This window comes from Mycetohabitans sp. B2, from assembly GCF_021733735.1.
GTDB classification, from domain to species: Bacteria; Pseudomonadota; Gammaproteobacteria; order Burkholderiales; family Burkholderiaceae; genus Mycetohabitans; species Mycetohabitans rhizoxinica.
Window position 1 is genome coordinate 89,673 of record NZ_JAHKSP010000047.1, and the last position, 25,665, is coordinate 115,337.

General features: G+C 60.3%; 27 protein-coding genes and 1 pseudogene. 5 read left to right on the plus strand and 23 right to left on the minus strand.

Features of this window, described 5'->3' with window-relative positions; genetic code table 11:
- Positions 1–436: 436 nt before the first annotated feature.
- From KPG66_RS10300 to KPG66_RS10330, 7 genes are all read right to left on the minus strand, one after another.
- Positions 437–907, minus strand: coding sequence for a hypothetical protein (locus tag KPG66_RS10300; RefSeq protein ID WP_013436101.1), 471 nt, complete (start codon positions 905–907; stop codon positions 437–439).
- Positions 908–979: 72 nt separating this feature from the next.
- Complete coding sequence (locus KPG66_RS10305; RefSeq protein WP_237070828.1) at positions 980–2,809, minus strand: glycosyltransferase family 2 protein; 1,830 nt, start codon at positions 2,807–2,809, stop codon at positions 980–982.
- Positions 2,810–3,279: 470 nt separating this feature from the next.
- On the minus strand, positions 3,280–4,218 hold the full coding sequence (gene rfbD / locus KPG66_RS10310) for a dTDP-4-dehydrorhamnose reductase (protein WP_237070829.1): 939 nt from the start codon (positions 4,216–4,218) through the stop codon (positions 3,280–3,282).
- Positions 4,215–4,766, minus strand: a complete 552-nt coding sequence (gene rfbC / locus KPG66_RS10315; protein ID WP_013436104.1) for a dTDP-4-dehydrorhamnose 3,5-epimerase — start codon at positions 4,764–4,766, stop codon at positions 4,215–4,217. Before rfbC ends, rfbD begins: the two co-directional genes overlap by 4 nt.
- Positions 4,751–5,653: a glucose-1-phosphate thymidylyltransferase RfbA gene (rfbA, locus tag KPG66_RS10320; RefSeq protein WP_013436105.1), complete on the minus strand. Its 903-nt coding sequence runs from the start codon at positions 5,651–5,653 to the stop codon at positions 4,751–4,753. Before rfbA ends, rfbC begins: the two co-directional genes overlap by 16 nt.
- Before the next feature lie 2 nt (positions 5,654–5,655).
- On the minus strand, positions 5,656–6,735 hold the full coding sequence (gene rfbB / locus KPG66_RS10325; protein ID WP_013436106.1) for a dTDP-glucose 4,6-dehydratase: 1,080 nt from the start codon (positions 6,733–6,735) through the stop codon (positions 5,656–5,658).
- A gap of 237 nt (positions 6,736–6,972) precedes the next feature.
- Positions 6,973–7,284 (minus strand): hypothetical protein, encoded by a 312-nt coding sequence (locus KPG66_RS10330; protein ID WP_237070886.1) that lies wholly within the window; start codon positions 7,282–7,284, stop codon positions 6,973–6,975.
- Positions 7,285–7,794: 510 nt separating this feature from the next.
- On the opposite strand from KPG66_RS10330, the gene KPG66_RS10340 reads away from it, so the two are divergent.
- Positions 7,795–8,661: a symmetrical bis(5'-nucleosyl)-tetraphosphatase gene (locus tag KPG66_RS10340; RefSeq protein ID WP_237070878.1), complete on the plus strand. Its 867-nt coding sequence runs from the start codon at positions 7,795–7,797 to the stop codon at positions 8,659–8,661.
- Positions 8,662–8,666: 5 nt separating this feature from the next.
- Here the strand turns inward: KPG66_RS10340 and KPG66_RS10345 are convergent, their stop codons facing one another.
- From KPG66_RS10345 to KPG66_RS10385, 9 genes are all read right to left on the minus strand, one after another.
- A complete protein-coding gene (locus tag KPG66_RS10345) occupies positions 8,667–9,539 on the minus strand; it encodes a lysophospholipid acyltransferase family protein (protein ID WP_237070879.1) in 873 nt (290 codons plus the stop codon).
- Between the two features lie 5 nt (positions 9,540–9,544).
- Positions 9,545–10,834 carry a dihydroorotase gene (locus KPG66_RS10350; RefSeq protein WP_237070830.1) on the minus strand — a complete coding sequence of 430 codons (1,290 nt, stop codon included), beginning with the start codon at positions 10,832–10,834 and terminating at the stop codon, positions 9,545–9,547.
- Positions 10,835–10,880: 46 nt separating this feature from the next.
- On the minus strand, positions 10,881–11,945 hold the full coding sequence (locus tag KPG66_RS10355; protein ID WP_013436111.1) for an aspartate carbamoyltransferase catalytic subunit: 1,065 nt from the start codon (positions 11,943–11,945) through the stop codon (positions 10,881–10,883).
- Between the two features lie 112 nt (positions 11,946–12,057).
- On the minus strand, positions 12,058–12,570 hold the full coding sequence (pyrR, locus tag KPG66_RS10360; RefSeq protein WP_237070880.1) for a bifunctional pyr operon transcriptional regulator/uracil phosphoribosyltransferase PyrR: 513 nt from the start codon (positions 12,568–12,570) through the stop codon (positions 12,058–12,060).
- Positions 12,557–12,997 (minus strand): Holliday junction resolvase RuvX, encoded by a 441-nt coding sequence (gene ruvX, locus KPG66_RS10365; RefSeq protein WP_237070831.1) that lies wholly within the window; start codon positions 12,995–12,997, stop codon positions 12,557–12,559. The genes pyrR and ruvX overlap by 14 nt, the downstream gene beginning before the upstream one ends.
- Positions 12,994–13,572 (minus strand): YqgE/AlgH family protein, encoded by a 579-nt coding sequence (locus tag KPG66_RS10370; protein ID WP_013436115.1) that lies wholly within the window; start codon positions 13,570–13,572, stop codon positions 12,994–12,996. Before KPG66_RS10370 ends, ruvX begins: the two co-directional genes overlap by 4 nt.
- A gap of 31 nt (positions 13,573–13,603) precedes the next feature.
- Positions 13,604–13,876: a hypothetical protein gene (locus KPG66_RS10375; RefSeq protein WP_237070832.1), complete on the minus strand. Its 273-nt coding sequence runs from the start codon at positions 13,874–13,876 to the stop codon at positions 13,604–13,606.
- Positions 13,877–13,884: 8 nt separating this feature from the next.
- A complete protein-coding gene (locus tag KPG66_RS10380) occupies positions 13,885–14,094 on the minus strand; it encodes a hypothetical protein (RefSeq protein ID WP_237070833.1) in 210 nt (69 codons plus the stop codon).
- Positions 14,095–14,321: 227 nt separating this feature from the next.
- Positions 14,322–14,492 carry a rubredoxin gene (locus KPG66_RS10385; protein ID WP_013436118.1) on the minus strand — a complete coding sequence of 57 codons (171 nt, stop codon included), beginning with the start codon at positions 14,490–14,492 and terminating at the stop codon, positions 14,322–14,324.
- Between the two features lie 171 nt (positions 14,493–14,663).
- Between KPG66_RS10385 and thiD the strand changes: the two genes are divergently transcribed.
- A complete protein-coding gene (gene thiD / locus KPG66_RS10390) occupies positions 14,664–15,527 on the plus strand; it encodes a bifunctional hydroxymethylpyrimidine kinase/phosphomethylpyrimidine kinase (RefSeq protein ID WP_237070834.1) in 864 nt (287 codons plus the stop codon).
- Positions 15,528–15,705: 178 nt separating this feature from the next.
- Here the strand turns inward: thiD and groL are convergent, their stop codons facing one another.
- The 6 genes from groL to KPG66_RS10420 form a co-directional block, all read right to left on the minus strand.
- Positions 15,706–17,346, minus strand: a complete 1,641-nt coding sequence (groL, locus tag KPG66_RS10395; RefSeq protein WP_237070835.1) for a chaperonin GroEL — start codon at positions 17,344–17,346, stop codon at positions 15,706–15,708.
- A gap of 42 nt (positions 17,347–17,388) precedes the next feature.
- Positions 17,389–17,679: a co-chaperone GroES gene (gene groES / locus KPG66_RS10400; RefSeq protein WP_013436121.1), complete on the minus strand. Its 291-nt coding sequence runs from the start codon at positions 17,677–17,679 to the stop codon at positions 17,389–17,391.
- A gap of 173 nt (positions 17,680–17,852) precedes the next feature.
- Complete coding sequence (locus KPG66_RS10405; protein ID WP_237070836.1) at positions 17,853–19,982, minus strand: TonB-dependent receptor; 2,130 nt, start codon at positions 19,980–19,982, stop codon at positions 17,853–17,855.
- Between the two features lie 246 nt (positions 19,983–20,228).
- Positions 20,229–20,408, minus strand: a complete 180-nt coding sequence (locus KPG66_RS10410) for a hypothetical protein (protein WP_237070837.1) — start codon at positions 20,406–20,408, stop codon at positions 20,229–20,231.
- Positions 20,409–20,659: 251 nt separating this feature from the next.
- Positions 20,660–21,574, minus strand: coding sequence for a glutaminase (locus tag KPG66_RS10415; protein ID WP_041753785.1), 915 nt, complete (start codon positions 21,572–21,574; stop codon positions 20,660–20,662).
- A 367-nt stretch (positions 21,575–21,941) separates the two neighbouring features.
- On the minus strand, positions 21,942–22,469 hold the full coding sequence (locus KPG66_RS10420) for a hypothetical protein (RefSeq protein WP_237070838.1): 528 nt from the start codon (positions 22,467–22,469) through the stop codon (positions 21,942–21,944).
- Positions 22,470–22,488: 19 nt separating this feature from the next.
- On the opposite strand from KPG66_RS10420, the gene KPG66_RS10425 reads away from it, so the two are divergent.
- Together KPG66_RS10425 and KPG66_RS10430 are read left to right on the plus strand one after the other, a co-directional pair.
- Positions 22,489–23,253: a L,D-transpeptidase gene (locus KPG66_RS10425; RefSeq protein ID WP_237070839.1), complete on the plus strand. Its 765-nt coding sequence runs from the start codon at positions 22,489–22,491 to the stop codon at positions 23,251–23,253.
- A 321-nt stretch (positions 23,254–23,574) separates the two neighbouring features.
- A pseudogene (locus KPG66_RS10430) lies at positions 23,575–23,748 on the plus strand (MFS transporter); the annotation flags it as partial.
- Positions 23,749–23,885: 137 nt separating this feature from the next.
- On the opposite strand, the gene KPG66_RS10435 reads toward KPG66_RS10430, so the two are convergent.
- Positions 23,886–24,101, minus strand: a complete 216-nt coding sequence (locus KPG66_RS10435; RefSeq protein ID WP_237070840.1) for a hypothetical protein — start codon at positions 24,099–24,101, stop codon at positions 23,886–23,888.
- 405 nt (positions 24,102–24,506) lie between these two features.
- On the opposite strand from KPG66_RS10435, the gene KPG66_RS10440 reads away from it, so the two are divergent.
- The gene (locus KPG66_RS10440; RefSeq protein ID WP_237070841.1) at positions 24,507–25,628 is read left to right on the plus strand and encodes a LysR family transcriptional regulator; all 1,122 of its coding nucleotides are present in this window, start codon (positions 24,507–24,509) and stop codon (positions 25,626–25,628) included.
- Positions 25,629–25,665 lie beyond the last annotated feature (37 nt).

The window sequence follows — 25,665 nt, forward strand, 5'->3', positions numbered from 1 at the left end:
AGATGTTGACCGCTCTGCGCAGAAAATCAGACATCTGCTGGACTGCCGGCCGCGAGGGCTTTAAGAGTCGCAGCACCAAATTGGAGATGCGTGACCGGTACAACGTTTTCCAGAATGTCGACGCAATCACGTTCGCAACTGAAACGTTGATGAAGTGCCGTGTGTCCAATTGCACCGTCACATGAGATCGGCGTCGTGATCTGGTCCAGCACGCGTGCACACTTGCCAAAAATACGCTTCCTCGAGCGCACCACCACGAATTCCTACAACCGTCGAAACGTTTGCCGAACTCAAAACGCCATAAAGATTCGCATCGAGTCTGGGAATGCCCATTGCTTCAAGGAAACGCCTGTCGTCGACGGAGTCGTTGCAGCGGGCGAGATAGAAGACGTGTGAATACTGTGCAGAAATATCAATGAGCTGGCTTCGATAGTCTTCAAGCGCGCACGGAGCATCGCAATGGATACTGTCGGTTGGGATGCTGGTCTGTCAGGACGACAGCAGAATTTTCAGGAATCGAATGCTGACCCAGATTTCGGTATCGAAATGAAAGCTCGAGGGATTTTGCGCTAAATTTAAGGTGTGCATCCAAAATCCTGAACGGCAATATGTGCTTAAAGATTCGTGGGCAGTTTGTTCTCATCGCAAGGATGAAGTCGTGCGCGAGAAAGCGGAACGGCGACACGCGAATGTCAACGTAAGTGACCTCGTGTGCAGTCAGCACCGCAGCAAGTCGGGAGGGAATTTCGTGACCAATCACCCATGAGCCTTGTCGAGCACGCTCGATGAGGCGCGTACCCTCGTCGTTGCAGGTAATCGTATCCGAAACAAAGCCTGTTGCACTGACGGTCGAGTCGCGGAAGATTGACAAATAGTCGAGAATCCATACTCGACGTGCGTCGGTCATGTGATCGAGACCGGTTAAAAAACCCCGCCTGACATTTCTTTGTCTCAATGAATTAAACGCGATCCGTGTCAATCATGCGTCAGCCTGTTTTCGAAGACTGAGATAAGTCCTCCAGAAAGATTCTGAGGTGATCTCCTTACCGGCAAAACGCCAGAGTCGGCGGGTTTTCGATGCGTTGATCTTCACGCTTGCGTACAATTTCGCTGCGCGTATCGCCAGTGTAAAGAACTGCTTGCGGTCCATCGAACAGAGCAAGCCCTGGTGAGTAGTTGGCTCGTAATATAGCACGGTCGGCTTGCGAAAGATGGCTTGCAGCCGCATTGAGTGAAGGGGTTCGATTGCCCAACCATCGTCGAACGCATTCGTAGCGCGGCGCATCATGAAAGACGGAAGGAGGTGGCCGTTGAGCGTCGCCATGACGAGCAGCTTGCGCAGTCGGCTATTTGCCATCTTAGGCGCAAACTTCTCGGACACGAATTGCATGGCGGAAACAGGGCGCATAAGCTGCTTTTGCGCCTTCGCCTTTGCCGCATGGAATTCGTCAGGTACGAGCTCTCGGATGAACTGCGGACCCTTTTGCGCATCATGGACACCATCGAGGAGGTTAGCCGCCCGTTCATAACGATACGTCAGCAGTGCGCCGAGGACTTGCCGGAATACATCCGTGACCGCGCGGTCATCGTTAGCGTATATGTAATTGGCGGCAAGACCGTTGCGTGCATGGTAGTACCAGCGCCAATTCGTTTCCTTCTTGTGAAACTCCTCGTGCCATACGGCAATCCCGGTGAGCGTGACCGTCGACATCTCGTTCGACAGGCGCATGCCCATTTCCACATCGTCGAAGCCGACGAAGAACGGGAACGGCATCAGCTTCTCGCGCAGTTGCGCGAGAGGATAGCAGGTGAACCACCAGCCGTAGAAGGTCGCGTACTCGGGTTCATCGTAGCGGATGACGTCTTCCTGGGAGGTCAGGTCTGCGCCACCCTTGACGCTCCAGAACCGAAGGCCACGGACGCGTGCACCGAGCTCGTGCAGCTTGCCCTTATCCTGCATGTTGAGCATACCGCCCGCGACGATCCTGTCGTCGCCGACATAATGCAGCAGATTAAACAGGCGGGCATAGGAGTCCGGTTCGACGGCGATGTCGTCGTCGCAAAACAGCACATGGGTGAAAGGATCCTGCTCCGAAAGCGCTTCGATCACGCCTCGAGCAAAGCCGCCCGCGCCGCCGTAATTCCGGTTCGGCACGATCCGGATGCCAGGCGGAGCCTCACGCTCAAGCGTCTGCCCGTTATCGACCACGATGAGTTCGATCGCGCCGGCAGGGTTAGCGCGGATGATGCGCTCGAGTAGCGCCATGCTTCGCCGGACATAAGCTTCCCGCTTGAACGTCGGCATTACCACTGCCAACCTGACCTTGCGCCGCGGCGGCTGGTCGGTCATGTATCGCACCGATTTTAGCGTGAAGCGGGGCGAGGTTGGCTGAAACTCAGGATACAGCAGCCCGCTCTTTCCTGCCAGGCCGTTCAGGTTAACGTGAACATGGCCGGAATCGATGCGCGGCAGCGCCTCGACGTCCCCAGACCACAGTAACTGACGGGGCTCGCGCCCATTGTCATGCCAAATAGTGAGCAGCGCATCGCCTTCGAATGCGATTTCGAGCGTGATTCCGTTCAATCCGCATTCACGGCACCACGTCGTGAGTGAGAAACCGCCGAAGAACGTGCTGAAATTTAATGTCCCGTCCATCTCGACCGGATCTCCCGACCAGGCTGCGCCGCTTTCGGGTCGGATACGCCAAGCGTTTCGAGGGGTTGCCCGGAAATAAAGCGCATCCGGGGCACCAACCTCGGCCGTGGACCAGACAATGTCCTGGAGGAGTTGATGGGTGTTCGCTTGCATGATGGTATCTCAGAAAACACGTTTCCGTGAGGGATAGGCTGGTAATGGACTAACCGAAGTTTACTGGTGCTCTTAGTGGGAGTGCTGTCACGATCCTGCGAGAAATTGCACTGCAACCAAGCAAATGCATTCACGGTGCTATGGAGACAGAGCTTGAGGGCAACGCGGCGTGCCAGTAATCTGGCTGGGATCCTGCAACGGGAACCGAATGCCGGTGGACAATCACTGCCAAATAGGAATGGTCGCGCTCGCACGAATAAAATCAGCCCTTGCCTGGGGGCTAGCCTCGAGTCACACTGGCGGAAATCGATGAATTGCTTTAGGGTAACCGCGTATCATACACTGTTGATGCTGTCGTTGACATTGATCGAACCCGCGCTCGCTTTGACTGATGGCGCAGTTTTCTTCCAATATAGGCTGTCCGCTCAGGGCAGGCCTTTTTGCTAAGAGAATTCCGCCTTTAAAAAACGTCAGCTGACGGGATGATCGCGGAGCCGAGCGTGGCTTTGAAGACACAACTTCAACGCCTGGTCCCATTGCGGTGACTGCAAGCCAAACACGCGCTCCAACTTACCGTTAGACAAACAAGAATTCGCAGGTCGCTCCGCTTGTGTGGGAAAGTCAGATGATGGTATCGGCATCACAGTCGGCACACGCTCCAACGCTATTGCATCAAAGATGGCTTTGGCAAAACCATGCCATGATGTCGAGCCGGCTGCGGTCAGGTGATAAAGGCCTGAGCGCTCTTGCCACCATTGTCGCGTATCATGGGCGGCTAGCGCCTGGGATACGATATGTGCGGTCAGCGTCGCAATGGTGTTGCTCCATGTTGGCGCGCCAAATTGGTCAGCCACAACCTTGATTTCGTCTCGTTCTCTTCCGAGACGCAGCATCGTCAGCAAAAAGTTTCTGCCACGCATGCCATAGACCCAGCTTGTGCGCAGGATTAGATGGTGCGCGCCGGCGCTTGCAATTGCCCGCTCTCCGGCCAGCTTGCTGAAGCCATAAACATTCTTGGGGTCAGCCTCGTCTTCTTCAACGTACGGTGAATCCTTTTCGCCGTTGAAGACATAGTCCGTCGAATAGTGGATCATCGCAGCCCCCACCCGCCTCGCTTCCTCAGCCAACACACCAGGGGCCTTCGCATTGACCTGCATTGCTAAATCGGGATTGCTTTGCGCAGCATCGACTGCCGTGTAAGCCGCTGGATTCACAATCACGGTGGGTTTGATCGCGCGTATGACGGCACGCATTTGATTTGGTTCGGTCAAGTCAAAAGTGGCCCTATCAACAGCGACCACTTTGCCCAAGCCCTGCATTGTGCGAACCAATTCAGAGCCAATCTGCCCCGTCACACCTGTCACCAGAATCGTCGCTTCGCTGCGACGTTTCCGCTCAACGACCGTCATGCATACAGCTCCGCTTCACTCAACTGCTTACCACCGGCATCTTTTGCAGCAACAACAGGATCGCCTTGTAGCGGCCATTCGATTCCCAGTTCCGGGTCGTTCCATAAAATACTGCGCTCGAACTCGGGAAACCAGTAATCAGTGGTTTTGTACAAAAACTCGGCACTGTCGGACAACGTCAGAAAGCCATGAGCAAATCCGGGCGGCACCCATAGCTGCCGCCGATTCGCAGCGGACAAATACACGCCAACCCATTGACCAAAGTGGGGAGAACTTCGTCGAATATCGACTGCGACATCGAAGACTTCTCCATGCACGACGCGCACAAGCTTACCCTGCGCATGCTCAATCTGGTAGTGCAGTCCGCGCAAGACGCCTTTCGCCGAGCGCGAGTGATTATCCTGGACGAAAACTGCATTGGCATCAACCAGTCGTGCAAAATCGCGTGCATTGAAGCTTTCAAATAAAAAGCCCCTCGCGTCATCAAACACTTGCGGCTCGATGAGCTTAACGTCGGGCAGCGAAGTAGGAATTACCTGGATTGCCATGCGATCTGATCTGTCAATATTGTTTGCAAATATTTGCCATACTGGCTGTTCGCAAGGGGCGCTGCAAGCTTGCGCAACTGGTCTGCACCAATCCATCCAAGGCGGTACGCGACTTCTTCGGGACACGCGACAACAAGTCCCTGACGCTTTTGAAGCGTCGCGATGAACGTCGCCGCGTCAATGAGCGAGTCGTGTGTTCCCGTATCAAGCCACGCAAAGCCACGTCCCATAACTTCAACATTGAGCTTGCCAGCGCTGAGATACGCGCAATTCACATCGGTAATTTCGAGCTCGCCGCGCGCCGAAGGCCTAATCGATGCTGCAATATCACAGACATTGTTATCATAGAAATATAATCCTGTGACAGCATAGTGGGAGCGAGGCTTAGCCGGCTTCTCTTCGATCGACAACGCACGAAAGTTGTTATCAAAGTCCACGACACCATAGCGCTCTGGGTCGTGTACATGATACGCGAATACAGTGGCCCCCTCCTGCTGCGCATTAGCACGATCCAATTGCTTCACCAAATCGTGACCATAGAAGATGTTGTCACCCAGAATAAGCGTCGAAGCATCGTTGCCGATGAAGTGTCGTCCGATAATGAATGCCTGAGCTACACCGTCGGGGGAAGGTTGCACTGCATACTGTATGTTCATCCCCCACTGCCCACCATCTCCCAGCATAACCTCGAAGCGCGGTATGTCATCGGGTGTAGAAATCAGGAGTACGTCTCGAATTCCGGCCATCATCAGCGTCGACAGCGGATAATAAACCATCGGCTTATCGTACACCGGCAGCAATTGCTTGGAAGTCGATAGCGTAATAGGATAAAGCCGCGTACCCGATCCGCCGGCAAGAATGATTCCCTTACGTGTATTTCTCGCCATGCTTAACGACCTCGACCATCACGCGCATTGAAAGTGTAGTGAACTGCGCCCCACTGGCGGTACTCGCCGGACTGCACTTCGTTAACCCAGTCCTGGTTATCGAGATACCACTGAACTGTTTTTTTCAGACCGCTCTCGAATGTCTCTGCGGGTTTCCAGCCGAGTTCGCGCTCAATCTTACGCGCGTCGATTGCATATCTGCGATCGTGGCCTGGACGATCCGCGACGAAGGCAATCAGATCACGATACGAACCACTGGCTTTGGGTTTGAGCGCATCGAGCAGGTCGCACACCGATTGCACGACTTCAATATTTGTCTTTTCGTTCCAACCGCCGACATTGTATGTTTGGCCAGGTTCGCCGTAGAAAAGCACCTTGCGTATTGCCGAGCAGTGATCGCGCACGTACAGCCAGTCACGCACGTTTTGCCCGTCGCCATAAATGGGAAGTGGCTTGCCCGCCAATGCGCTAACGATCGTCAACGGGATCAGTTTTTCCGGAAATTGATAAGGCCCGTAGTTGTTCGAGCAATGTGTCGTGACAGTGGGTAAGCCGTACGTGTGATGATATGCACGAACGAGATGGTCCGACGCGGCCTTAGTCGCCGAATACGGACTGTTCGGTGCATACGGCGCCGTCTCGCAGAATTGCGGATCATCCGGCGACAATGAACCGAAGACCTCGTCGGTTGATACGTGCAGAAAACGGAATGCAGTTTTCGCATCGGCACTCAGGCCGCTCCAATACGCACGGGCTGCCTCAAGCAGCGTAAAGGTACCAACCACATTAGTTTGTACAAACGCTGCTGGACCATGAATAGAGCGGTCTACATGACTTTCCGCAGCAAAATGGACCACCGCGCGCGGCGCGTGTCGCGCAAACAAGGCATCCAATGCAGACCGATCACTAATGTCGACGCGCGCCAACCAATGCAACGGGTTACCTTCAAGTGACTTTAGCGTGCGAAGATTGCCGGCATACGTTAGGTTGTCCACATTGAGCACCGCCTCTTCGCTGCGTTGCAGCCAGTCGAGAACGAAATTACCGCCAATGAAGCCGGCGCCTCCCGTTACAAGAATCATTGAACTACCTTCGGTCTAGATGCCAACGGATGTGCACGAGCCCGCTACCCCTATCGCGGCTTGGGCCGAATCAGTGCACGAAAACAAGTATTTAAAAGTAAATTATAAAGGAGGAGCTGACAGCCCCCATCGGGCCGACTGTACGCCCATGGCCGTGAAGCATGCGTCGCAATGCAATGCGCGACGTTGACCATGCCAAACGATGCCGCGCCAAGGTCCCCACAAGCCGTTCGGCAATCATGCGCCGCTGCTGTGAATCTCTGCTAGCGCAGTCGCGCTCGAGCGGACCACGTCGCCCAGCGTCGCGCACAGTGGGTCACGCATCACACGATACAGCATTTCTGCATCGATCGAAGGGGTACCGGCAATCATCATCGAGTCTCTCATCGCTATTCGTCCAGTCTGCCCGTGCGTCAGCGAAAAGCGCTTGGGCCCGTTGCCGTTCGCGACCGCTTTGAGCACGTCCTTTAACGCGGCCCTCTCCAGCTCACTGGGCACTGACATCGACGACGTATAGTTGCCGTTGCCGCATGGGAAACGCGTCGCCATGCGGGCGCCACTACAGCCGCGAGGCTTGGCACGCCTGTGATGCGGCCCGTCAACGCACGCAGTTGCTGCGCATCGAGTTGCGCGGCAAATTCCTCGGCCAGCGCGTGGAGAAATCCCCGCCATTGGCGCGAACATTGTTGACCTGGGAAACATTGCTAATCTGCGTTGTATTGCAGGGCCCGCTGCGTTTCGTCTGTCATTATCCATCCCCGAGAAAGTGTGAAGCAGCACGCGCGGTTGCTGGCTGACGCGAGGCGTCCAGCCATAAAGCAAGGGCGCCGGCGCCCCGCTTGAGCGACACAGAAAAATGCGAATGCCGATACTATTGCAGCCCGTGATCTTTTATTGACGCTCTAAGGGCACAGGCGAGATGCTAGTGCACGATATTGAGCACTTGAGAATTTTTAACATACTCTAAAAAACGAGCGCCGAATGGATGTTCTGGCGCCTATTCAGCCGACCCTTATGAAGTCATTTACACGCATTTTGAAATCGCTGCCGACCAACTACATGGTCGAACCGGACGCCGTAGCCAGCCCCGGCCACAACGCCGCCGCCCCCCCACCGATCGGCATCGGCGATGTCCAGGGTTGCTGCAACGCGTTGGATCGGCTGCTCGACAAGCTAGGTCCGTCGGCCGATACACAACTGTGGTTCGCCGGCGACCTAGTCAACCGTGGCCCCGCGTCGCTTGCGGCACTACGCCGCATCATCGGACTCGGCGATCGTGCAGTGGCCGTGCTCGGCAACCATGACCTTCACTTATTGGCGATCGCGGCCGGCGTGCATCGCCCCAAGCGTGGCGATACGCTCGATGACATCCTCGCCGCGCCGGACGCCGCCGACTTGATCGACTGGCTGCGGCATCGGCCGCTCGCGCACTACGACGGGCAACGGTTGCTCGTGCATGCCGGCGTGCTGCCGCAATGGGATGCCCGCGTCGCGCTCGAGCTGGCGCGCGAGATTGAAACGCAACTGCGGGGCGACGCTTGGAAAGCGTTCCTGCAGTCGCTGTGGGGCAACGAGCCGGACACGTGGCGCGATACGCTGCAAGGCGACGCGCGTTCACGCGTGATCATCAATGCAATGACACGCCTGCGCTTTTGCAACGCGCACGGACGGATGGAATTTGGCGCAAACGGCAGCCCGAATGCTGCACCGGTTGGATTCATGCCATGGTTCGATGTGCCGCAGCGCCGCAGCGCCGACACGCTGGTGGTGTTCGGCCACTGGGCGGCGCTCGGCCTGGTGGTGCGCGACGACGTGATCGCGCTGGACTCGGGCTGTGTCTGGGGAGGAAAGCTGTCCGCCGTACGATTGGACGCCGATCCACGGCACCGGACCGTGATCCAAATCGACTGCGACAAGCAACGCTGAGGCGTTCAGATCGCGGCGCGGTCCGGCTCTTCGCCCAGCGTCGGGGCGGCGGGCGGCGCCGAATCGCACGATCGCGCGTCACCCTGCCGTTTCGCATACGTCGGCGCCTGCGCCAGCACCGGACGCGTCAGCGGCGGCTTTACACGCTGCTGCAACTCGCTCAGCGCATCGCTCACCACGCGTTGCGCATCACGCGCCACGACCCGTCGCTGCGTCCCCGCCTCGAGCGCGGCGCCGATGTACAGGTGCACGGTCAACGGCCCGTGGCGCAATAGCGCGCCCAACGATTGCCCAAGCGTGATGTCGCCCACATACGCGGGCGCGGTGGACTGGCACCCATGCGCATCCTCGTACATCAGGCAAATCGGTTGGACCGGCGCACCGGCCGACACCGCCGCTTGGAACAGGTTTGCATGAAAAGGCAGCACCTCGACACCGTCAGACGTCGTGCCCTCCGGAAACACGCAGATCGGCCGCCCGCTTTGAAGTCGCTGCGCCAGTTCGTGCATGATCCGCTTTGCGTCGCTGCGCTTGTCGCGCTGCACGAATGCGGTATCGAGCTTGGCGGCCAGCCAGCCGACCACCGGCCAGGCGCGCACCTCCGCCTTGGAGACGAACGGTGTCGGCCGCCAGGCATTGATTACATAGATGTCGAGCCACGAGACGTGATTGCCGACCACCATTGTGCCTGCGTCAACGCGACGCTCGTCATGGTGTACGACGAGCCGCACGCCGGCAAGCGCGAGAAAGCGCAGGCTCCACTGTCGCGTCAATGCCCGGCGACCGTCGTCGTCGGTGCGCGAAAAGCGCGTCGCGACCGTCCATGCGCCATGTAGCACGTGCGCGACGAGCCGTGCCTTACGCCATGCGACTGACAACCGGTTCACGCCTGCCGGAGTCCGCTGTCGTACGCGACGCGCCCCGCGACGATCGTAGCGCGCACCCGCGCCGGCAATTCGTAGCCCAGGAACGGCGTATTGTGGCCTTGGCTTTTCAGCGCCCGCGGCTCAACATGCCAATGCGCGGCGGGATCGAACATACACAGGTCCGCAGTGACGCCGGGCTCGAGCCTGCCCGCCGGCAACCCGAGCAACCCAGCCGGCGCACAGGTGACCTTGGTCAGCGCGTGTGCCAGCGACCGCTTCTCCTCAGCCGCCCACTTGAGCGTCAACGAGAGCAGCAACTCCAGTCCGGTCGCCCCGGGCGACGCCTCACCGAAGGGCCGCAGCTTTTCGTCGTCGTCCACAGGCGTATGATCCGAGCAGATCGCATCGATGGTGCCGTCAGCGAGCGCCGCGCGGATCGCATCACGGTCGCGGTGCGAGCGCAGCGGCGGATCGACGCGGAACTGAGCGTCAAAGTAGCCGATGTCCACGTCGATCAAGTGAACGTGATTGATTGTGACGTCGCACGTGACCGGCAGCCCTTCGCGCTTGGCCGCGCGCACCAACTCGAGGCCTGCCGCCGACGACAAGTGTTGCAGATGAACCCGCGCGCCCGTCGCGCGCATCAGCTCGAAGATCGTATGCAACGCAATCGTCTCGGCGGCCACCGGCACCGCCGACAGCCCGAGCCGCGACGCGACCGGTCCGCTGGCGGCGACACCACCTCGGCCCAGGTACGGGTCCTGCGGCCGCAACCAGACCGTGTAGCCGAACGTGTTCGCGTATTGCAGCGCCCGCAGCAGCACCGTAGTATCGACGATCGGCCGTTCCGCCTGCGTGAAGCCGACGCATCCCGCCTCGGTCAACTCGGCCATCTCGGTGATCACCTCACCCTTCAGGCCCACCGTCAATGCCCCGAGCGGATACACATGGACTTGGTCCAAATTGCGGGCACGGAACTTCAACATCTCGACCAGCCCCGGCTCGTCCAGCGGCGGGTCAGTATCGGGCGGGCACACGAGGCTAGTCACGCCGCCGGCTAGCGCCGCGGCCATCTCGGACTCCAGCGTCGCGCGATACTCGTATCCCGGCTCGCGCAGCCGCGCGCACAAATCGACCAGTCCCGGGGCGATCGCCAGCCCCGTGGCATCGAGGGTTTGCGCATCGTGCAATGGCGCCGTGGCGGCGCCGATCGAGACGATGCGGCCATCGGCGATCCAGATGTCCGCCTGCTGCTCGGTGCCCGCCGCCGGGTCGATAACGCGACCACCCTTAATATGAATCTTCATGCTCGTAGACATGCTCTCGAATGCTTGCCGCTGTGTTCGCTGCGTTTCAGTCGTTGTTACCCGCGACGATGCCCATCACCGCCATGCGCACCGCGATACCGAACGTGACCTGGTTTAAAATCACGGCCTGCGGGCCGTCCGCGACGCTTGATTCAATCTCGACGCCGCGGTTCATCGGTCCCGGATGCATGACGATCGCATCGGGCTTGGCGTACGCGAGCCGCTCCGATGTCAGGCCCCACGTCTTGAAGTACTCCTGCGCCGACGGCAACAATGCGCCACTCATGCGCTCGTTCTGCAGACGCAGCATGATGATCACGTCAACGTCGCGCAAGCCCTGCTGCATGTCGTGGAAAACGCGCACGCCAAGGTGCTCCAGCCCACCGGGTAGCAGCGTGCGGGGTCCGATCGCGCGGATCTCAGGCACACCCAGCGTGGTCAGCGCATGGATATCGGAGCGCGCGACGCGCGAATGAAGGATGTCGCCGACGATGGCCACCCGCAGTTGCGTGAAATCGCGCTTGTAGTGGCGAATCGTGTACATGTCCAACAGCCCCTGCGTCGGGTGCGCGTGGCGACCGTCTCCGGCATTGATCACACGCACGTGCGGTGCGCAGTGCTGCGCGATCAGGTACGGCGCACCGCTTTGCGCATGCCGCACGACGAACATGTCCGCATGCATCGCCGACAGGTTGTTGATCGTGTCCAGCAGCGACTCACCCTTGCTCGTCGATGACGCATTGATGTTCAAATTCAGCACGTCTGCGGACAGCCGCTTCGCGGCGATCTCGAACGTCGTGCGTGTGCGCGTCGAATTCTCGAAGAACAGGTTAAACACCGATTTACCGCGCAATAACGGCACCTTTTTGACATCGCGGTCCGTCACGCTGACGAACTGGGCCGCGGTATCCAAGATATGCGTGACCACCGCGCGGGGCAGGCCCTCGATCGTCAGCAGATGCTTGAGCTCGCCATGCCGATTCAATTGCGGGTGGCCGCGCAGGAAACCCGGGCAGAATGCGCCGGGTGCTGGCGCGGCGGGGCGCTGCCCATCAGCGTGCGGCGCGGCGGTGCGCGTCGGTTCGGCGGGCTCTGGAGTAGCGGTATTCATGGATAGCGCGGTTCGATCATGAACGGGGTGACAGCCGCGTAGCCGTCACCGGATGAAATAAGCAATGCAACACTAGCCAACGCGCGGTACGCCCATAGGCGCGACGCTGTCGTCACCACGCTCGCGCTTCGGTGACGAACGCCAGCGCGCCGTGGCTGTCACGCCGCAACACGAGCGTCTCGGTCGCCGGCACGTCGAGCACCGCGCCAGCGAAGCGCGCGGCAATCGGCAACTCACGGCCGCCGCGGTCGACCAGCACGGCCAACTCAACGCACGCCGGGCGGCCGTAGTCGTACAGCTCGTTGATCGCGGCACGGATCGTGCGCCCGGTGAACAACACGTCATCCACCAACACGATGCGCATGCCATCGACGCCGAACGGCAACGACGTGGGCTGCGCCTGGCTGTGCAGGCCTTTTTTCGCATAGTCATCGCGGTGCAGCGCGACATTGACGACGCCAAAAGAGGCCGCGCCCAGGTCTTGGGCAAGCCGTTCGGCAATCCACGCGCCGCCGCTATAGATCCCCGCCAGCGCGGTTGTGCCCGAGCGTATCACATCGCCCAACGCAGCCTGCAACGGGTCGCGCATCGCGCGATACAACTGTTCCGCGTCAATCGACGCAATGGCGGCACTCATCATCGACTCTCGGATAGCTCTGTTCGTCAAAATACTGCTGAAGAATGATGCAGGCGGCCTGTGCGTCCACAACGGCACCACGCGCGCCTGCCGCTTCGGCCGCAACCGACGAATAGCGCTCGTCGACCCAGGTCACCGGCAGGTTGAAGCGCCCATTGAGTTGGTTGCCGAAACGCCGCGCCTGCCGCGTCATCTCGTGCGGTGCGCCATCGGGATGCACTGGCAGCCCGACGACCAGCCGCAGCGGCTGCCATTGGCCGATCAACTCGCCTACCGCGGCGAAACGGTATTCGCGATTGCGGTTTTCGATGGTCGTGAGTGCCCGAGCGCAGCGGGTCAGCGTGTTGCCAATCGCCACGCCGATGCGCTTGTGTCCGTAGTCGAACGCGAGCAGCGTGGCCGCCGCCGTACTCATGCGTGGCCTGCCTCGCCGGAGAGCATCGTCGATGAGATGCCCAGCAGCGCGAGCGCCGCGTCGAAACGTTGCTCGGCCGGCACGTCAAACACGATCTTCGGATCCGCCTCGACGGTCAGCCAGCCATTCTTCGAAATCTCGTCCTCCAGCTGCCCCGCGCCCCAGCCAGCATGCCCAAGCGTCAGCAAGAAGCGCTTGGGCCCGTTGCCGTTCGCGACCGCTTCGAGCACGTCCTTCGACGTGGTCATTTCCAGCCCGCTGGGCACCGACATCGACGACGTATAGTTGCCGCTGCCAACCGGCTCATGCAGCACAAAGCCGCGCTCGGTCTGCACCGGCCCGCCGAAATAGACGGGTACGTGCAACAGCGGCTCGATCTCTAGCTTCAGATCGATGCGAGAAAACAGCGCCTGCAGATCGATATCGGTCGGTCTGTTGATCACCAGCCCGAACGCGCCGCGCTCGCTGTGATCGCAGAGGTACACCACCGTTCCGGAAAAAGTGGGATCAGCCATGCTTGGCATGGCGATCAGGAACTGGTTGGTCAGGTTGATGCGATCAGTGGTCTTTGACATGTTTCAGATTTTAGCAAAGACCCGGGGGTCCCTAGCGACTTCGATGATGGCACTTTGCCGACTCCACTATAGCCCGGCCACGCGCCGGCCTGCCTTCGATTGCACTGTCCAGGTCGAACAGCACGGCAGCTGGATCGGGCAGCGGAATGCCGACGGCAATCTGGTACAACCGCCGCTTGAGCGTCTCGCCCGTTCCCCGCACAGCCCAGCGCGTACGTTGCCACGCCGCCTCGAGCGTGGCGCGCACCAATCCGGACGGTGCATAGCTCATGCTGCGCGCGTGCTGCGCAAGCAGCAAGTCCAATCGTGCAATCACACGCTTGGCATGGGCCTGCGCAACGTCGCTGCCATCCTGCCGCAGTCGAAACGCGGACAGCGCAACGCACCGGCGTCCAGCCAACACACGCCGTAAGGGTCTGAACCTCTCAACTCCATGACGCCATCCGGCAGCTCGTTCAGGCAGCCGCCGATCTGCTCGAGCAGCGCCGGCGCGTCGTCGGCATGGGCTCGCAGCACCGGCATCAGCACCCGGCACCGGCACTAGCACTAGCACCAGCAAACAGCGCGTGGCTCCTACCGCACGCGCAGGAGCAACCACGCCTCCAGGCGGCTGATCGGATACAGAACGGCCGCCGACACCGGTCGTGCAACCAGGGCGAGGTCATCGAGCGACAGCGGGGACTCCATGCCCCCAATCGATGCGCGTGCACACTGCTCGCTATCGATGCAACGTGTTGGCGCTCGGTGGTTCAGATTTGGACCATCTCGAAATCTTCCTTCCGTGCACCGCACTCGGGGCACGTCCAGTTGATCGGGACATCCTCCCAACGCGTGCCGGGCGGGATCCCCTCTTCCGGAAGACCAGCTTCTTCGTCGTAGATCCAACCGCAAATCAGGCACATCCAGCTCTTGTATTCCATCTTGTTGCCGCGTCGAATGAGTGATCCGTTACAATGAAAGGCACGATGGTACCTTGTCGCCGCGTCGCTGCCTAGCAACGGTTATGCAGCGCGGCCGGCCGATTCGAAAACGCGGGTTTGTGCCGCCATGCCGCAGCCCTCGCCATCCCCCTGTAACGCTTCACGCCTTCCATGTCCAGCGACACCCCTCCGATTGTTCTTACCTTTGGCCTGTCGGACCCGACCGGCGCATCCGGCCTGCAGGCCGACCTGCTCACGCTGGCCAGCATCGGCTGCCATGGGGTGTCGGTGTTGACCGGCTATGCGGTGCGCGATTCGGCGGCCGCCGGCGACGTGACCGGCCTGGACCCCGAGGCGGTCGCGTCGCAAGCCCGGATGCTGCTCGAGGACATGCCAGTTGCTGCCTTTAAAGTCGGCGCGACAACACGGGCCGAAATTGTCAGCGCAATTGCGGAAGTTGTCGCAGATTATGACGATCTGCCGCTGATCCTGGTTCCGGACTTCACGCTCGATGAGCAGCATGTGTTGGCCGGCGACGAGTTGCGCGAGTCGATCGCGGAACTGCTCGCGCCACAGACGACGTTGCTGATCGCAGACCCGGCGACGCTCATGCAGTTGGCGCAGCCGGATGCCGATGCCGATCCGATCACGCTCGACGGTGCCATCGCCCACCTGCTCGAGCAGGGCTGTGAATACGTGTTGTGTACCGACGCGCGGCCTTCGCAACTGCTCAACACGTTGTTCAGCGAAGAAGGTCAGGTCCGTCAGGATGCATGGGACCGCGGCAGCGAGCGGCTGATTGGGCTTGCCGATACGCTGGGCGCTGCGATTACGGCACTGCTCGCCAATGGTCAAGACCCGGGCGAGGCAGTGCGCGAGGCGCAGGAGTACGTGCACCAGGCCATCAAGCACGCCTATCGACCGGGCATGGGCGGATACATGCTGGACCGCTTCTTCTGGGCCCGCACCACAGACGAAGGTCAAAGTCCGCCGGCTGCGAAGCCGAACACGCCCGCCGGCGCGTTGCGTCATTGACCTGAGCCCCGCTAACATTCACGCGAGACAAGACACCGCTCTGTGTTGGTCACCGTGACCGGTGGCGGGCAGCAGTCGGCGCACTATAAAAAAACCCGCAGCGATGCGGGTTTTTTTATAGTCGGGCGAGCGGCGCCCGCCACGGGGCGCCGCTCGGACTCCATCCGGCGAGCCGAATTTACATGTCCATGCCCATGCCACCCATGCCGCCCGGCATGCCGGCCGGTGCCGGTGCGTCTTCCTTCGGCAGCTCGCACACCGCCGCATCAGTCGTCAGCAGCAGGCCAGCAACGGACGCCGCGTTTTGCAGCGCGGTGCGCGTGACCTTCGTCGGATCGACCACGCCGGCCTCGACCAGGTCGCCGTACTCGCCGCTCGCTGCGTTGTAGCCGTAGTTGCCCTTGCCGGCCGCCACAGCCGCGACCACCACGCTGGCCTCTTCACCGCCGTTCGCCACGATCTGGCGCAGCGGCTCTTCCATCGCACGCAGCACGATCTTGATACCGGCCTCTTGGTCGGCGTTCTCGCCCTTGACGCTGGCGATCGCAGTGCGGGCACGGATCAGCGCGACGCCACCGCCCGGCACGATGCCTTCTTCAACGGCGGCACGCGTGGCGTGCAGCGCGTCTTCGACACGCGCCTTCTTTTCCTTCATTTCGACTTCGGTGGCCGCGCCGACCTTGATCACTGCCACGCCGCCCGCGAGCTTCGCGACACGCTCTTGCAGCTTTTCGCGATCGTAGTCCGACGTCGCTTCTTCGATTTGCGTGCGGATCTGCTTCACACGCGCCTCGATGTTCTTCGCTTCGCCCGCGCCGTCGATGATCGTCGTGTTTTCCTTCGCGACTTCGATCCGTTTGGCTTGGCCCAGCTCCTGCAGCGTAGCCTTTTCCAGCGACAGGCCGGTTTCCTCGGCGATGACCTGGCCACCGGTCAGGATCGCGATGTCCTCGAGCATCGCCTTACGACGATCGCCGAAGCCAGGCGCCTTGACCGCGACGGTCTTCAGGATGCCGCGGATGTTGTTCACCACCAGCGTCGCAAGCGCTTCGCCTTCGACGTCCTCCGCGATGATCAGCAGCGGGCGACTAGCCTTGGCCACTTGTTCGAGCACCGGCAGCAGATCGCGGATGTTCGAGATCTTCTTGTCGTGCAGCAGCACGTACGGGTTCTCGAGAACAGCGACTTGCTTGTCCGGGTTGTTGATGAAGTACGGCGACAGGTAGCCACGGTCAAATTGCATGCCTTCGACGACTTCGAGTTCGTCGGCGAGCGACTTGCCGTCTTCGACGGTGATCACACCTTCCTTGCCAACTTTGTCCATCGCTTCAGCGATGCGCTCGCCGATCGACGTGTCGCTATTGGCCGAGATCGAGCCGACTTGCGCGATTTCCTTGCTCGTCGTGCACGGCTTGCTGATTTTGCGCAGCTCGTCGACTGCGGCGGCAACCGCCTTGTCGATACCACGCTTCAGGTCCATCGGGTTCATGCCCGAGGCGACATACTTCATACCTTCGCGCACGATCGATTGCGCGAGCACGGTCGCCGTCGTCGTACCGTCACCGGCGTTATCGCTGGTCTTGGAAGCCACTTCCTTGACCATTTGCGCGCCCATGTTCTGCAGCTTGTCCTTCAGCTCGATTTCCTTCGCGACGGACACACCGTCCTTGGTCACCGTCGGGCCGCCGAAGCTGCGCTCGAGCACGACATTGCGGCCCTTCGGGCCGAGCGTCACCTTCACTGCGTTGGCGAGAATGTTCACGCCCTCGACCATCTTCGCACGGGCGGAATCGCTAAACACAACGTCTTTAGCTGCCATCTTCTAACTCCTTGAAATCTTTGGAAAGCCGAACTGCGACCGTTACTTTTGGACGACCGCCATGATGTCTTCTTCGCGCATGACGAGCAACTCCTGCCCATCGACTTTGACCGTTTGGCCAGCATACTTGCCAAACAACACACGGTCACCCACCTTGACGTCGAGCGCGATCTGCGCGCCCTTGTCATCACGCTTGCCCGGGCCGATGGCCAGGACTTCGCCCTGATCAGGCTTTTCAGCCGCTGCATCGGGAATCACGATGCCCGACGCCGTCTTGGTTTCCTGGTCCAGACGCTTGACGATGACGCGATCGTGCAAAGGACGAAGGTTCATACATACTCCTTTTGTGTTTCAGGCTGAAGAACGCTTTTTTAACGTTGGCACCCGGCAAGCCGGGCGCCCTGATGGCACGGGTTGTTAGCACTCACGTGCGGCGAGTGCTAATTATATGGACGGGTGAGGACTATTTCAAGAACCCGAATTTTCTTTAGCGCACAGCATCGTGCTTACAGATGCCACTTGACCGTGGCCGTCAGCGTACGGGGTTCGCCAGGCATGTTGAACATGTCGGCATTGCCATGCGCCGAGATGAAATAGCGGCGATCGAACAGGTTGTCCAGCGTCAGCGTCACATCCATTTTCTTGCTGCGATAGCCGGCGCCCAAATTGAATACGGTAAACGAGGGCAGCGTGACCTGATCGCTCGCAGATGCGTAGCGCGCTGATTGGAACTGTGCGCCGGCGGCCGCGTAAAAGCCGTAGGGAAGCTCGCGTTTGAGCCACAGGCTCGCGCTATGGCGTGGCATCAGGCCTGGCGTGTTGCTGGCCAGCGTCAGCCCAGCCGCCGTCGATTGCGGCGATCCGTCAACCGTGCCGTTCAAATACGCATAACCGGCGTAGACAGACCACTTCGGTGCAATTTCGCCAGAAAAGCCGACTTCGAAGCCCCGTACGTGCTGAGTGCCGATCGGTAGCGCATACCCGGGATTGGCCGGATCGCCGATTTGCTGGTTCGTTTGTCGCATGTCGAACAGTGCAACAGTAGCCGTCGCCTTGCCACCGAGGTCGAACTTCGAGCCAATTTCGTATGCGGTGGTCTTTTGCGGCGCCAGCGCTGCACCATTGACGAATGCACCCGAGCTGATCAGGGTATCGGCAAGCGGCGAGAAAGACTGGCTAAACGAGCCATACAGCGTCAGCCACTCGAGCGGCTCGTAAATCAGTCCGACGCGCGGACTCCATGCACGGTCGGTACGTGCAAGATTCACGTTGGACGACGTGTAATCGTGGCGAATCTGATCCAAATAGTCAAAGCGCAGGCCAGCGAGCAGCTTCCACTGCGGTGTCAATGCCATCAGATCCTGCGCATACACGCCGGCCAAGCCGACGACCGTCGCAGCATTCGTGCGCGCCGGCCTCCCGGGCGGCACGCCGGGTAGATCGATCAACTGTGGATGGTACAGATCGTACGTTGCCACTTTCGATACGCCATAGATCGTGTCGAATTTCTGCTGCTGCGACAGTTCGATCCCATACAGCAGTTCGTGGCGCATGCCGAGCAGCGTCGTTTGCTGCGTCAACTCAAAGACGCCATCCACGCCATGCTCGGTCCGCTGGCGCGTCGACTGGTCGAGCGTGACGATCGGGCGCACCGCCGCCTTGATCGGCTGGAACGTGACATAGTTTTTCCGCTCCAGTGAGAAATCGTAGGCCCGCAGCGCGCCGTGGAAAGCTAGCGAATGGCTGAAACGGTGATCGAGCGACACCGTTGCGCTTTTCGCCAAAGCGTCATTGTACGAGCTATTCGCCGCATCGGCAGAGCCGTAGGCAGTGTTGATCGGCACATCGACCGGCCGCCCCATATAGGCGGGCAAACCCTGATCGGACGTGCGGCGATCGTGTAGGTAGTCGAGTTCGACGTTCACTACCGTATCCGGACTCAGCTTGAATTGCGCCGAAGGCGCGACTGCTTGGCGGTTCAACGCGAACTGATCGCGAAAACTATGCGAATTCTCAGCGGCGCCGGTGATACGGAAGCGTGCCGCATCATTCACGTTCCAGCCCATGTCGATTTCACCGCGACGCTCGCCACGCGTGCCAAGCATCACGCCGATATCCCGCACTGGCTCGGCTTGTGGCCGCTTAAGCACACGATTGACGATGCCCCCTGCCGAGCCGCGCCCGTACAGTACCGCTGCCGGTCCTTTTAAGACCTCGATCCGCTGCACATTGGATAAATCGCGATAGTACATCGCGTCGTCACGTATGCCGTCGACATACTGGTCCGTGATGCTGTTGAAGCCACGGATCGTGATTTGATCGCGCTGGCCATCGCCGACCGAAAAGCCGACTCCCGGCACGTTGCGCAACGTGTCCTGCATCGATGCCGCATTCTGGTCATCGATCACCGCGCGTGGCACGATGTTGATGGTCTGCGGCACATCCATCAAGGACATGTCCGTCTTAGTCCCGGCGCGCGAACGGCTTGCATCGTATGATCCGTGCTCGGCCGACGCGCTGACCGCAATCGTGGGCAGCACGGGCTGGGCAACCCCGTCCTGGGCAAAACCCAACTTTACGCTGACGAATAAAGTGGCGATCAGCAGGGCGCGATAAGTCTTTTTATTACGCGTCATTGATAAGTATGCCTACGAGTTACGGCGAAAAAGGCGCGCTAGAGCCCTCGTCCGGGCAGCGCGGGCACTTGGAACGGACTATAATACTAATGATAATTATTTGCATTATCAACCACAATAGCATGATAGGCACGGCGCGTCGCTACGCACTCACGATACTCAGCATCGCAACCACACATGTCACAGCGCCGCAACGATGCACATCGCGCCGCCCATGCTGCGCGTCGCGGTACGGCCCTGGCCGATTCATGACTCCAGGCTGATCATGCCGATGGGCACGTCGATGTTGCTAAACAGTGCAATGTCGCCAGCTGCCGCCAAGGCCGCCGAGAAGGAACCGGTTGCGCCGCTGCTCGAACCAGCCGCCACCCCAGCCGACGCCCCGCTCAAGATGAACACACCCGTGGTGTCGACTCCGTCGGCCATGCCCCTGCGGGCCCGCTTGGCCGGCACAAGCGTCGAGGCGGCCGCCGCCGCGGCGACTGAAGCAACACAAACACCTGCATCTCAAGCATCAGCATCCACTTCGACGACGGGCTCCACTCCGGCAACGGCTGGCCCGCCATCCTTATAGAGCATCATAGTATCAACGCCGCCCGAGCCGTATCGGCGATCCAATGCGATGTATTCCCGCTGCCGCGACATGGGCGCCGCCCGCGCCAGGCCTGCGCGACGCGTCAAAATATTGACCGTCCGCTGAGTGTCGTCAGCCACTCGAGCGCCTGCATGCCGGCCAGTGAATTGCCATTCGCGTCCAACGCAGGAGACCACACGCAAATGCCGAGTTCCCCCGGCAATACCGCAACAATGCCGCCACCGACGCCGCTCTTAGCGGGCAATCCGACATGGTAGACGAAGTCCCCGGCGGCATCGTACGTACCGCAAGTGAGCATCAATGCGCTCAACCGTTTCGCCGGGCTTGCGCCGAGCACGCGCTCGCCGCTGTGTGGCACCACGCCGCCGTTGGCCAGGAATAAGACCGCCCTAGCCAGGTCGACGCAGTTCATTTCGATAGCGCACTGCCGGCAATACGCGTCGATCACGGTGTCCACTGACATCTGCAGGTTACCGAAACTCTTCATGAAATGCGCCATCGCGCGATTTCTGTCCGAATGCGCGAGCTCCGATTCCGCGACATTGGCGCTGTAGTCAATATCCGAGCGCCCGGCCAGACGGCGCATGAATTGCACGAGCGCTGTTTCCGCTTGGACGAAACGCCGGCACAGCACGTCGGTGACCACCAGGGCACCTGCATTAATGAAGGGGTTACGCGGCACCCCGTTCTCATGTTCGAGTTGCACCAGTGAATTGAACGCATTGCCCGATGGCTCCCGGCCGACACGTTGCCACAACGCGTCGCCTTGCAACTGGAAGGCCAAGGTGCACGCAAACAATTTCGAGATGCTTTGAATCGAGAACGGAACCCAAGCGTCGCCGACGCAGAAGACCTCATCTCGCAACGTGACGATGGCCATGCCGAAGTGCAACGGGTCAACCTTCGCAAGCTCGGGAATATAGTCCGCGACGCGGCCTTTGCCGAGCCACGGCGTGATGTCGTGCTGTATTTTATGGAGGATCGCCTGATAGTCCATTGCGGCAGGCCGTCGGAGATCGCGGGACCGCGATTCTATCGGGGCCGCGCACTGCTGTCGACCCATTGTCGAATGCGCGATACGCCATACATACGTAGACGTCGTCGACGAAACCCGTCGGGCGGGCTTGCCGGGACGGTCCATTGCCCCCTATATCGGCATTCGGGTTGATGTCGGCCGCGTATGCGCCGCCGCTGCGTTCCGGCACTTTGGGATCGAGCGCCGCCGCGTAACCAGCGGCACGCCGGCAAGTGGCGCGAACTCCGGCAGTGCAGCACGGTCTATCGGCGATGCAAAAAACACACCACCCTTCCCCTGTTCTCCATCAATCAGCGCACAACGCACAGCGCCCGGCTTGCGGCCTCTCTCAGTTCGACTGCACTTCGGCCAGATTACTGCACGGCCGTATGCTCGCGCTCGCATGGATTGCGCTGGCGCTCTGGACGCCGATGCCCGCGGTAGGCGCATCACAGCAGTCCGACGCCAGCGCCGGCGCAACAGCGGCCGAGCCTGCGTTGCGGCCGAGATCGAGCGCACAATCGACCCTCGACACGGTCAAATCGGTAATCGAAACGGCATTCACACCTGTCACGTCGTCCGTCCCCAGGTCATCTACGTCCTCGGGCTCGTCGGCTACCCTAGGTTCGTCGGCTGCCCCGGGCTCACCGGCCATCCCGGGCTCATCGATTGCCTCAGGCTCATCGGCTGCCCCGGCCTCACCGGCCGCCCCGGGCTCATCCACTGCCCCCAAGCAACCGGCTGCCCCGAGGCAATCATCTGCCGTTGGCTCATCATCGGTGCCGGTTCCAGTGCAAACGCCGGCCTCGTCGCCCGTGCGGCCACCGGCCCAACCCACGGCCTCGGCCACCCACGCACCGCCGTGCGACACCCCCATACTGCCGCGCTATACCAATGTGCTCTCCGCGCTCGACTATCGGAAACTATATGAGCAGACTGTCAACCGCACCTTGTCGATACCCGCCACTGCCCAAGCGCACTATGGGCAACTGCTGCAGAACGCGCTCGTCCAAGCCGGCTTGCCTGACGCGGCAAACGAATTCGTCGCCGTCGTGGACCGCAATCCGTTCGTACAAGCATTTGTGTTGATGTGGCGTCAGGCGTCGTCGGACCCTTGGCAGGTGATCGGCGCATCGCCTGTTTCCACCGGCATGCCGGGTCGCTATGACCATTTCATCACGCCGCTCGGAGTGTTCCGGCATACTCCGGACAATATGGACTTTCGCGCCGAAGGCACGCTCAACGATAATGGCATTCGCGGCTATGGCGCGCACGACCAGCGAATTTACGACCTTGGATGGGCGCAGGCACAGCGCGGCTGGGGTCCTCGCGCAACGAGCCAGATGCGGCTGCAAATGCACTCTACCGATCCCGACCGGCTCGAATCGCTGCTCGGCATGCGGCACTCGAAAGGCTGTATCCGAATCCCAGGCACACTCAACACGTTTCTGGATCACTACGGCATACTAGATGCTGACTATGAGATGCGCATCCGGGAAGGCCACTTCCTGTGGGTGCTTAAGCCGGATCGCGAGGCATCGCGCTGGGCCGGGCGCTATATCGTAATCGTCGATGGCGGCGCGACGCAGCGTCCGACGTGGTCGCCGGCGCCGCGCGGCCCCAGGGTCAAGCATGGTGCACAGATTGACACCGCCGACTGATAGGATCCACGTCCGATAGAGGCTTGACACACACACCGGCGGTCGCACGCTATCATCGTTGCGATGCCGGCACGGTGGCCGCCTGATGGCGACGGCATGCCCGCCGCGAACCTGTGACGACCGCCTTCGATGATACCGTCCAACCGCTACGGCGGCGGGCGCCTCGCGCCCCGATGCGCGTCGAGGGTGCGTGCCACTCTCTGCCAGCCAGCGCCTGTCGTGCGCCGGTGCTGTCTAGTTGTCGGGCCAACCGTCATGCGCGGCTTGCTCGCATGCGGCGCAAGTGGCGTGCTGCTGACCGCCACCGCGTAGCTGCATCAAGTCCCACCGGACAGCCGCGGCACAACGTTGTCCGCCTATTCCGTGCTCTTCGATTTGTCGCTGGGCATCACCGGGCCCCTAGCTGGACTGATCGCCGGCGCCTTCAGGTATAAATCGGTCGATCTGTTTGCCGCAGTCGCCGCATGCGTCGCCGTTGTGCTGAGTATTGTATAGGCACGCCGACAAAATGGACCGGGCACTTCGCCGGCCTAAGTGAGCAGCTTCGCGAAGCTGCCGTCTCCATTGCGCCAATAGAAAACAAAATCGAAACAATATAGGAAAAATTTTTCTAATTGAAACGAATATCGAAATCAAAAATAAAAAATCCGAACACAACGGGGTAATGCCACCCCAAAATGCACGACGGCGATGCCTTTTAGGCACCAGCAATTCTGCGGCACAAGTTCGCCGATATAATTTGAAACAGCCCGTAATCTTATAGGCGCAAGCTGTTTTCCGGCGGTGGCAACCGTCGGCCGCCTCACGGATAAAGTGGCAAAGCCAAACGAACCGGTGAAGATATTCATCTTTTGCCGCCTGTCAATGGCCACGTATGCAATGGTTACTCATTGAATGCAACAACGGAGCAAAATTGCCTGTGCCTGTTGAAATTTTCGAAATAACTTACACAGAACGCCGGGGCCGCATCCATCCGATGTACAGGAGGTTGGGTGCATGAAAGGGCCACGATACTGGGGCAATAACGCGATATCAGAGCACATTACGCGCCGCGGGTACGTCCATTCGTTGATGCAATCCGCTGACGAATTGTCGATTTTTGTCGCGCCCCGTTTGCTTGGACTCCGCAATCCTCTATAAACTGTCTGAGATCCCGAATGGATTTCCCCAACGGAACACCGAAGGCCGGGCAACTTTAATATGGGAAAAACAATCGGCTGTCAAACATAATCTTTCTCGACCACGAGCTCAGAATGAATCAGATCCAGGCCATGCGCGTGTTTACCCGGGTCGCGGAAACACAGAGTTTTCGGCGCGCGGCACAGCAACTGAATGTCTCCAATGCCTTGGTCACGCGTTCTATCGCGACATTGGAAGCCCACCTGAACACGCGGCTCATCAATCGCACGACACGCAACGTGTCGTTGACGGAGGCAGGATACGTTTACCTACAGGGTTGTCGTCGACTGCTCGAGGAACTTGACTTCATCGAAGCAACCGTGGTCAACGGAGACGACGAGCCTCGCGGCACGTTGCGTGTCGCCGCTTCGACATCGCTTGGCGACGAACTGATCGGACTGGTCGAAGGGTTCCGCCAGCGTCATGGGCGGATCCGCTTACATGTCACGCTGGGTGACCAGGCCGTGGACGCGCTCGGCGACAACTACGACGTTGGGCTGGTGCAAGCCGCGGTGGCACCGGGCAATGGACTCTCCAGCCAGATCCTGAGTTCGTGCGCGTCGGTGATCGTCGCCTCGCCGAATTACCTGCTCGAGCACGTCGCGCCGCAAGCGCCGAATGACCTGCCTGCGCTGTCGTTGCTGGCGCAATCGCACAGTGACCGCAGCCGGCTCTGGCGCCTGCGCGATGCGCACGGCGCAGAGTACCAGTTGGCGATGCCCGAGCCGGTCTACGTGGTGAACAGTGCGCAGATGCTACGCGCCGCGGCTGTCGGCGGCATGGGCATCGCGCTGCTGCCGCAGCGCGTGGTCGAGCGTGACGTGGCCAGCGGCAGGCTGGTCCAGCTATTGCCCGACTGCGAAATCCTGGAAAGCAAGACCACGCTGTCCGTGGTCTACCCGGAGCGGCAATACATGGCGGCCAAGACGCGCGCATTCGTCGAGTTCGTCTGCGCACGCTACGGCCAAGCCGACGACAGGGGCTATGACGCCGAGCAAGGCACCCCTGCATCGCAGCAGCAGTGCAACGCAGGCCACGGCATGCCAGAACGACAGCATCCGGCCGACGCGATGGTCACACGCGACAATGTAAGCGGCTCGGCCAGTAGCACGAAGAGTCCGCACGCCACGGCGCAACCGGCATCGCGCCCTGCGGCGCCATGGCCTTTTTCGACAGGGGAGTGGCGCGTCAGTTAACCGACCACGCCCTCCGGCCTGACGCTGGCCGCATCCG